Origin of the sequence: Streptomyces sp. LS1784 (assembly GCF_020103755.1) — a bacterium.
Classification (GTDB): Bacteria; Actinomycetota; Actinomycetes; order Streptomycetales; family Streptomycetaceae; genus Kitasatospora.
The window spans coordinates 1-8,658 of record NZ_JAHSQD010000359.1 but is presented as its reverse complement, the minus strand read 5'-3'; the positions used below and the strand labels follow the sequence as shown (position 1 = coordinate 8,658).

The 8,658-nt window shown below is 74.7% G+C and carries 9 protein-coding genes and 2 pseudogenes; 5 read left to right on the top strand and 6 right to left on the bottom strand.

What is annotated here, in order from left to right:
* The coding region (locus KS423_RS30785) for an RNA polymerase sigma factor (protein ID WP_374120055.1) at positions 1–705 on the bottom strand (705 nt) is incomplete at its 3' end.
* 431 nt (positions 706–1,136) lie between these two features.
* Here KS423_RS30785 and KS423_RS30780 point away from each other — a divergent pair.
* The 3 genes from KS423_RS30780 to KS423_RS30770 all read left to right on the top strand — a co-directional run bounded on the left by KS423_RS30780 (position 1,137) and on the right by KS423_RS30770 (position 3,638).
* Complete coding sequence (locus tag KS423_RS30780; protein WP_224283053.1) at positions 1,137–1,913, top strand: VC0807 family protein; 777 nt, start codon at positions 1,137–1,139, stop codon at positions 1,911–1,913.
* Between the two features lie 146 nt (positions 1,914–2,059).
* On the top strand, positions 2,060–2,803 hold the full coding sequence (locus KS423_RS30775) for a tyrosine-protein phosphatase (protein ID WP_224283052.1): 744 nt from the start codon (positions 2,060–2,062) through the stop codon (positions 2,801–2,803).
* Between the two features lie 76 nt (positions 2,804–2,879).
* Positions 2,880–3,638 (top strand): Clp protease N-terminal domain-containing protein, encoded by a 759-nt coding sequence (locus tag KS423_RS30770; RefSeq protein WP_224283051.1) that lies wholly within the window; start codon positions 2,880–2,882, stop codon positions 3,636–3,638.
* A gap of 54 nt (positions 3,639–3,692) precedes the next feature.
* On the opposite strand, the gene KS423_RS30765 is transcribed toward KS423_RS30770, so the two are convergent.
* Positions 3,693–4,184, bottom strand: a complete 492-nt coding sequence (locus tag KS423_RS30765) for an NUDIX hydrolase (protein WP_224283050.1) — start codon at positions 4,182–4,184, stop codon at positions 3,693–3,695.
* 89 nt (positions 4,185–4,273) lie between these two features.
* Here KS423_RS30765 and KS423_RS30760 point away from each other — a divergent pair.
* A pseudogene (locus KS423_RS30760) lies at positions 4,274–4,462 on the top strand (STAS domain-containing protein); the annotation flags it as partial.
* A gap of 45 nt (positions 4,463–4,507) precedes the next feature.
* Here the strand turns inward: KS423_RS30760 and KS423_RS30755 are convergent.
* The 4 genes from KS423_RS30755 to KS423_RS30740 form a co-directional block, all read right to left on the bottom strand.
* Positions 4,508–5,563 (bottom strand): sigma-70 family RNA polymerase sigma factor, encoded by a 1,056-nt coding sequence (locus tag KS423_RS30755; RefSeq protein WP_224283049.1) that lies wholly within the window; start codon positions 5,561–5,563, stop codon positions 4,508–4,510.
* Between the two features lie 108 nt (positions 5,564–5,671).
* Positions 5,672–6,928, bottom strand: coding sequence for a serine hydrolase (locus KS423_RS30750; RefSeq protein WP_224283048.1), 1,257 nt, complete (start codon positions 6,926–6,928; stop codon positions 5,672–5,674).
* A gap of 217 nt (positions 6,929–7,145) precedes the next feature.
* A complete protein-coding gene (locus tag KS423_RS30745) occupies positions 7,146–7,421 on the bottom strand; it encodes a hypothetical protein (RefSeq protein ID WP_224283047.1) in 276 nt (91 codons plus the stop codon).
* 176 nt (positions 7,422–7,597) lie between these two features.
* Complete coding sequence (locus KS423_RS30740; RefSeq protein ID WP_224283046.1) at positions 7,598–7,864, bottom strand: UBP-type zinc finger domain-containing protein; 267 nt, start codon at positions 7,862–7,864, stop codon at positions 7,598–7,600.
* Positions 7,865–8,207: 343 nt separating this feature from the next.
* Between KS423_RS30740 and KS423_RS30735 the strand changes: the two are divergent.
* Positions 8,208–8,658: pseudogene (locus KS423_RS30735) on the top strand (hypothetical protein); the annotation flags it as partial.

Here is an 8,658-nt window from a genome sequence, read left to right as displayed (position 1 = left end):
CGTCGCGCCGCCGCGCCGGGCGGCCGGGATGCCACCCCCGGACGCGAGCGGCTCGACCAGCTTGGCCAGCCGCCGCAGCCCCCGGTGAGCGGCCATCCGGACGCTGCCGGCCCGCTTGCCGAGCACCCGGGCGGCACTCTCCGCGTCCAGCTCCATGACCACCCGCAGCAGCACCGCCTCGGCCTGGTCGCGCGGCAGCCGGGAGATCAGGGCCAGGGCGTCGGCGGTGCCGACCGTGGCCAGCGCGGCGCGCGCGGTGTCGTCCCCTGCCGCCAGCTCGACCAGCTGCTCGAAGGGCAGGTCGGCGACCGGACGGCGGCGCCGGGCGCGCAGGTGGTCGAGGGCGCGGTGGCGGGCGATGGTGGCGGCCCAGCCGCGGAAGCCGTCCCCGTCGCCGGAGAAGCCGCGCAGGTCGCGGGCGATCTGCAGCCAGGCCTCGGAGGCGATGTCCTCGGCGTCCTGCGCGTCCTGCGGCCGGCCGCCGACCAGGACCCGCAGGTAGCGCAGCAGGCCCGGCTGGACAGTCCGGAAGAGCAGCCGGAACGCCTCCTCGTCCCCGTCCTGCGCGGCCCGGACCGCCTCGGTCAGGTCGGGAGGAGCGGGGGCCGGGCCCGGCGGCGGGCCGGTGGGTGGTACTGGTCCGGACCGGCCGACGGGGCCGTCGGTGCCCGCTCCGGGGCGCTCTGCACTCTGCACTCGCCACATGATGCGCCATTCGGGCGAACGCTTCGGCTCCGGCCGAAGGACCGGTCCGTCCGGGGCCACGGTCCCGAGGACTGCTGCCGTTCGCCCACGGCCCGCGAAGGCCCGTCCGGCCTATGTTGTCGGTAGGCGAAGCAGTCCGGACCGCCGGGACGCCCGGACGCCGGGTCCGCCGACGCGCCCGGCCCGCCACCGTGCGTCCGCTGCCTGGACACCCTGGGCCGCGAGCTGTGGACCCTCCCCGTCGAGGAGTGGGAACTTCCCCGTCGGGGAGTGAAAAGCAGCAGGTCGGGGGCGGTGTCACGACGCGCACCATGACAGCTGTCATGCGGATGACGCAACGGACGGCACTGCTCCGGCGGAGGGCCGGACGGAAAAACTGGAGGCACGACGCGGGCAGCGGCCCGCGGCCACCAGCCGGGGAGGAACCCACCGTGAGCCAGACCGTCAGCGCCACCGCCGTCACCGGCACCGTCGCCCTCACCAGCGCCGTCACCAGCGCCGTCGCCGCTCCCGCCCGGGACGCCGCCGCGGGCGCCACCCGTGCCAAGGCGCCCAACCCGCTGGTCTCCGGGCTCCGCCCGCTCGCCCTCGACGTGGCCGCCCCGCTGGCCGGCTACTACCTGCTGCACTCGGCCCTCGGCCTGAGCGAGTTCGCCGCGCTGGCCTGGAGCAGTGCCTTCCCGGCTGCCCGGACCGTCCTGGGCCTGCTGGGCGAGCGCAGGCTCAACCTGTGGGCCGCCCTGATGCTGACCGTGAACCTCGCGGGCCTGGCGCTGACCTTCGTCACCGGCGACGCCCGGCTGATGATCGCCAAGGACGGCGGGCTGAGCGGCACCGTGGCGCTGGCGATCCTGGTCTCCGCACTGATCGGCCGACCGGTGATGACCCCGATGCTGATGCCCTTCCTCACCAAGGGCCGGCAGGAGCGCTCCGCCGCCTGGCAGCGGCTGGTCGAGGGCCGGGCGGCCGGGTCGCGGGCCTTCCGCCGCCACGAGCGCCTGTTCTCGGGCATCTGGGGCACCGCGCTGCTGACCGAGTGCGCGGCCCGGGTGGTCGGCGCCTTCACCCTGCCGGTGTCGACCATGGCCTGGCTGTCCACCGCCCTCCTGATCGGCGCGATCGTGGCCGGTTCGATGCTCGGCCAGATCGCGGTCGAGCCGATGGAGCGGCTGGTCCGCGCCGAGACCGAGGCCCCGACCACCGTCTGACCACGCGATTCTTCCCTCCCGCCCCTCCCCTCCTCCCTGAACAACCGGTTCCGAGCACTCGAACAGCGAGGAACCATACGGATCTCCCGGGAGTCGTCATATAACGAGGGGGTAACGGGACCCCCGACGAGAAAACGGGGAGCCCCATGTACCGGACGACGCACGCGCCGAGCAGCACCGTGGACCGCACGCTCGTCTGGGACGGCTGCCTGAACGTCCGCGATCTGGGCGGACTGCCCACCGCCTCCGGCCGGCTCACCGCCCACCGCGCGATAGTCCGGGCGGACAACCTGGACCGCCTCACCGCCGAGGGTTGGGACGCCCTCCTCGACCACGGCGTCCGCACCGTGGTCGACCTGCGCAACGCCGAGGAGCACAAGCCGCTCCTCCCGCTCCCCGAGGACGTCGAGCTGATCCGCGTCCCGCTGGACGAGCTGGCCGGCCCCGCCTGGTGGGAGGCCCACGGACGGCTGGACGGCACCCCGCTCGCGCTTCGCCCGTACCTGGACCACTGCCCGCACGCCGCCGCCGCGCTGATCTCCGCGATCGCCGGCGCCCGTCCCGGCGGCGTGGTCGTGCACTGCGGCGCCGGCCGTGACCGCACCGGCCTGGCCGCCGTGCTGCTGCTCGCCCTGGCCGGGGTCGACCGGGGCGCGATCACCGAGGACTACCTGCTGAGCGGCCCCAACATCCGTCCGCTGTACGGGATGCTGGGCCTGCCGGACCCGTACCGCCGGATCGACGCGGTGCTCGCCGAGGCCGGGACCACCGCCGAGGCCGCCCTGGCGGCCGCGCTCGACGGGTTCGACCCGGCCGGCTACCTGCTCGCGGCGGGCGTCCCACCCGAGCGGATCGCCGCCGTCCGGGAGCGACTGCTGCCCGCCGCGTAGCGCGGGCCCCGACGCCGCCGTGATCATCGTCAACCGATGGTTGACGACCTCCGGGTCGACAACCTACGGTTGACGCATGGAGAATCCCGTTGTTCCCAACACCACTCCGCTGCGCCTCGACGACCTGATCGCCGCGATCAAGAAGGTCCACACCGACGCGCTCGACCAGCTCTCCGACGCGGTCATCGCCGCCGACCACCTCGGCGAGCTCGCCGACCACCTCATCGGCCACTTCGTCGACCAGGCCCGCCGCTCCGGCGCCTCCTGGACCGACATCGGCCGCAGCATGGGCGTCAGCAAGCAGGCCGCCCAGAAGCGCTTCGTCCCCAAGGACCCGGGCACCCCGAACGACCTCGACCCCAGCCAGGGCTTCAGCCGGTTCACGCCCCGGGCCCGCAGCGTCGTGGTGGCCTCGCAGGAGGAGGCCCGCAAGGCGGGCAACGCCGAGATCACCACGGCGCACCTGCTGCTCGGCCTGCTCGCCGAGCCCGAGGGCATCGGCGCGAAGGCGCTCGCCGCCCAGGGCGTCACCCCGCAGGCCGCCCGGGAGGCGGTCACCGCCGCCCTGCCGGCCGCCGTCGACACGCTGCCCGCACTGATCCCGTTCGACGCCGAGAGCAAGAAGGCGCTGGAACTGACCTTCCGGGAGGCGCTCAAGCTCGGACACAACTACGTCGGCACCGAGCACATCCTGCTCGCGCTGCTGGAGCTGGAGAACGGCCAGGGCGTGCTGGCCGGGCTGAAGGTGGACAAGTCCGAGACGGAGACCTTCGTCTCGGAGGCGATCGCCGCCATCATCGCCGCTCGGAACGAGGAGTCCGGGCCGCAGCAGTGAGGTCACGACGCCCTGCCCCGGACGGAACTCCCCGCCGGGGCAGGGCACTTCCGCTCAGAACCCGGAGACGTGGGTGGTGACGATCCGGACCCGGCCGTCCTTGGCCGCCTCCAGCGCCGCCCGCAGCCGGGCCGAGCGGGCCGGGCCGAGGAGCCCCATGGCGTCCTCGACCGGCGCCCAGCGGTGGGTGTCCAGCTCGCCGGCCGGGACGGTCACGGGGGTGCCGTCCGGGACGGTCCCGAAGTCGAACATGAAGTGCTGGGCGGGGTGGTCGAGTTCGTCCGAGGCGTGGGTCCAGGAGATGGCCAGCAGCTCGCCCGCCTCCCGGACGATGCCGGTCTCCTCCTCCAACTCCCGCACGGCGCACTCGACCGGGCCCTCGCCGAGATCGATCGTGCCGCCCGGGAACTGCCAGTGCTCGCGGTACCCGGCCTTCACGATCAGGATCCGTCCGGACTCGTCCCGCAGCAGGCAGCCCGCCGCCGCGTAGATCCGGGGCAGGGACGCCAGCCATTCCTCGCGGGACTTCAAGGGCTCAGCCGTCACGGGGCTCCTCCTGGGGCGGGGTGGGTGCGGTCGCCCCCACTCTGCCACCCGACCGATGAGCCGCGGCCGCCCCGGCAGTCCTATCCGGCATGGACATCGTGAAGACCACACCGGGCGGCCCCGTACTGACCTGCGACCTGGCCGCGCTCACCGCCCCCGACCTGGCCGTCGTCGACGCACTCGCCCGGCTGCGGCTGGCCGCCGCCCGGCACGGGGTGGCCGTGGTGCTGCTGAACACCGGCGGGCCACTGCGCCGACTGCTGGCGTTCAGCGGCCTCTCGGCGCTGCTGCCGGGCGCGTCGGACCCCGTGGACCTCGCGGAGCTACTCGGCGGCGGGACCCATGACGGGCTCGACGGCCTCGACGGGCTCGACGGGCTCGGCAGGCTCGGTGGGCTCGGTGGGCTCGGCCTCCAGCCGGGGCGGGAGGCCGAAGAGCGGGAAGAGCACGTCGGTGTCCAGGAAGCTGGTGAAACCGGTGATCCGGCTCCCTGACACCTCCAGCACGATCAACGCCCACGGCTCGTGCCCGCCCGCCGGGCTCGGCCGGTACTGGCCGAAGGCCCGGCCGCCGTTGGCCGCCACCGGCAGCAGCCGGGAACCGCGGCAGCCGTGCCCGGGGCCCAGCATCCACGCCCGGATCTCGTCCCGCCCGCGCAGCCACATCGCGAACGGCGGCATGTTGAGCGTGACGTCCTCGTGCAGCAGCGCGGCAAGGCCCTCCATGTCGTACGCCTCGAAGGCGCGGACGTAGCGCTCCAGCAGCGCGCGGTGGTCCTCGTCCAGCTCGGGGGCCGGCCGGGCGGCCGAGGCGTCCGTGGCGAGCACCGCCCGCGCCCGCTGGAGCGCGCTGTTGACCGAGGCCACCGTGACGCCGAGCAGTTCGGCCACCTCGGCGGCCTTCCAGCCGAGCACCTCACGCAGGATCAGCACCGCCCGCTGCCGGGGCGCGAGGCGCTGGAGCACGGCGACGAACGCCAGCTTCACCGACTCGCGCTGGGCGGCCACCTCGGCCGGGTCCCCCGTCTCGGGCAGCACCCGGCCGTCCGGTGCGGGACCGATCCACGTCACCTCGGGCAGTTGGGTGCCGTGCGCGGTAGCCACCGTGACCGGGCCGGCCAGGTCCATCGGCCGGGCCCGGCCGTTGCGGCCGTTCAGCGCGTCCAGGCAGACGTTGGTGGCTATGCGGTACAGCCAGGAGCGCAGCGCGGCCCGCCCCTCGAAGCCCTTGTGCCCGCGCCAGGCGCGGACCATGGTCTCCTGCACCGCGTCCTCGGCCTCGAAGACCGAGCCGAGCATGCGGTAGCAGTAGCCGGTCAGCTCGGTGCGGTACCGCTCCAGCTGGAGCTCGACCGGCTCCTCCGTGATCACGTCGGCCATGGTGCGCCCGCCCCCGTCGTCCTGCCGTGTGCCCTGGTGAACCGGACGAACGTAGCGCACGCGACTGACAATCGCCCTTCGGGAGCGGCCGGCCCGGTGTCGGCCGGCTCAGTGCTGTCCGTACACCTGGCCGGAGCCGAAGCCTGCGGTCACCAGCTTCCACAGGGTGGGGAACTCCTCGCCGGTGATGCCGGTCGGGTTGAGCCCGACGACCACGCTGCGGGAGAAGTCGCGGGTGGCGAAGACGCCGGTGGTGTAGCCGGGCCGGGAGCCGTTCTTGCCCCAGACCTCGGTGCCGTTCGGCAGGACGGCGCGCAGCAGGCCGGCGGTGCTGTAGCAGGCGTGCCCGGCGGTCGGGCCGATCTCGCAGTTCTTGTTGTGGTCGTTCGGCACGTCCGGGACGGCGAACACCTCGGCCTGCTGGGCGGGCGGCAGCAGCCGGCCGCGGTAGAGCGCGTCGAAGAAGCGCTCCAGGTCGGCGGCGGAGGAGATCATGCCGCCCTCGGCCCACGGGTACGGGCTCTGCTCGGTGACGTCCACCCGGGCGGTGCTGCCGTCGGCGTTCCGCACGTCCACGTAGCCGGCGGCGTGCGGGCCGCGGATGGTCAGGTCGTCGGCGGCCGGGACGTAGGTGGCGTGCAGGCCGAGCGGGCCGGTGATGCGCCGCCGCACCTGGTCCGCGTAGTCGTCGCCGGTGACCTTCTCGATCACCAGCGCGGCGACGAAGTAGTTGTTGCCGTTGTACTGCTGTGCGGTGCCGGGCGCGAAGTTCATCGGCTGGGTGAGCATGTCCGCCACCACCTGCCGGGGGCTGAAGTAGGTCGCCCTGTGCGCGGCGAACCACGCCGTGCTGCCGTCCCCCGAGGTCATCCCGCCGCCTCCGGGCAGGCCGCTGGTGTGGTTGAGCAACTGCCGTACGGTGACCGCCGGGTAGTCGGCCGGCAGCAGTCCGGGCAGATAGTGCTGGACGGTGCCGTCCAGGTCGACCCTGCCCTCGGCGGCGAGCTGGAGCAGCACCGTCGCGGTGAACACCTTGGTGACGCTGCCGATCCGGAACCGGGCGTTCGCCGGCACCTCCTCCCCCGAGGTGCCGCGCCACCGCGCACCCGGGCCGTCGACCCGGACCAGCGCTCCGGTGATGCCGGCGGGCAGGGAGCCGAGGGCCGCGGCGAGCGATTCCCGGTCCAGCGGGCCGGGTTGGGCCGTCGCGGGCGCGCGGGACGGACCGGAGACCGTGACGGTGGTGACGGCCGGGGAGGCTCCCGCGGCCAGGGCCGGGGTCGCGACGCCGACCGTGGCGGCGGCGAGCAGCGCGCCGGCTGCTGCGAGGGTGGACCAACGACCGGTGCGGGTACGGGTGTTCATGCGGATTCTCCCCAATGGCGGCTCGCCCGGCGGGTGTCGGACCGCCCTGGCAGCGACCCGCCCGGCCGGCGGTGGCTCTACGGGAGAGAGTCTTCGGGGCGGCGCCGGTCCGCGACATCCGGGAGCGCCCCCGAACCCTCCCCGAGAACACCCCCGACCGTGCGTCAGGGGCGGCGCGGCCGTGGTCCGGTCGCCCGCCCCTGCGGTGGGGTACGGCTCAGTGGGCGGAGTGCTTCTCCGCGCCGCGGTGCCGGTGCCCCTTGAGCTCGGCGTGCATCGCCGGGGTCGCGTGCATCGCCATGCCCGGCGCGTCCCTTCCGCCGTGCCGGAACGCCTCGCCGGCGCCGCGCCCGCCGGCGGCGTGGGACATCACGCCGGCGCTCGGCTCCGGCGCGAGCCGGATGGGCGGGCTCGCCATGCCCCGGCGTTCCAGCAGCTCCTGCGTGCCCTGGCGGAGCTTGGCGGTGCTGCCTGGCGTTGTTCGCTTGGTCATCGTCGGCCTCCCTTCGTCGGCCGCCGGCCGGACGGATGCCGGGCGGCGGGGCCGCATGGGCGTCATGTCCGGATTTTATCCGGGTTGCGGGCCCGTGCCACTGCGGAGAAGCCACCCGGCCACTGCGGAAGCCGTGCGCGAGTGCGGTGCGCGAGTGCGGTACGCGGGAGGCCGCCTCAGCCCATGACCTCGTGGACGAAGCACCAGCGCCAGTCCTCCCCCGGCTCGTAGGAGCGGATCACCGGGTGGGAGGTGTTGTGGAAGTGCGCGGTGGCGTGCCGCTGCGGCGAGAAGTCACAGCAGCCGATGTGACCGCAGTCCAGACAGATCCGCAGGTGCACCCAGTCCCGGCGGCCCTGCGCCAGGCAGTCGGCGCAGCCGTCGACGGGCGGCCGGGGCTCGATGTCCTGAGGGGCCAGAGCGAGGTCTTCGCAGGCGCTCATGACTGAAAGGCTATGCCGCCCCGGCGCGGAGCGCCTGCTCAGGGCCTTCGCCCTCCGGAGCGGCGTGGACGACCGACAGCCGACCCGGCGGGCCGTTGACACCCAGGGCCTCGTGGCCGACGCCGAGTTCGCCGACCAACGGGCGGTCCACCGGCTCGCCCCCGTGCGTCGCCGCTCGGAGCCGAGGACGTCGCCGGCCTCGTCGCGTACACCGCCGGCCGCCCCGCCACGTCAACCTGCGCCACCTGGTCGCCCTGCCGACCCGGCAGGCGTAGGACCACGCCGTACCGGCACGGCGGATTCCCCGCTCCTGGCCCACGGGCGGCATGGGAGCATGCCACCCGTGGCGATCGTGACGGGGAGAACGAACGGCGAAACCGGCGGGGGCGACCCCGGCGGTTCGCCCGCGCGGCGGGAACGCGGCGCGGGGACGCAGGACAGCGGCAACACCAGCGACACCAGGAGACCGGCCGACGGCAGCGCCGGGACGGTCACCGCCCGGATACCCGGGCAAGCCGGCACCGGCCGGTTCCGGGCCCGCCCGCTGCCCGCCACCGACCGGGTCCGGCAGCCCGTCGCCCTGATCCGGCTGCTCGGCGGCCTGTTCGCCGTCGCCCTCACCCTGCTGCTCGCCGACTACGCCCGTGCCACCACCGGCGGCATCGCCGCCGACGTCGCCGAGGCGGCCTCGCTGGTGCCGCGCCCGCTGGCCGGCCTGGCCGGCGGGCTCACCACCGCCGCCGTCCTGCTGCTCCCGGTCGGCCTCGCCGTCCGTCGGCTGCTGGGCCCCGACC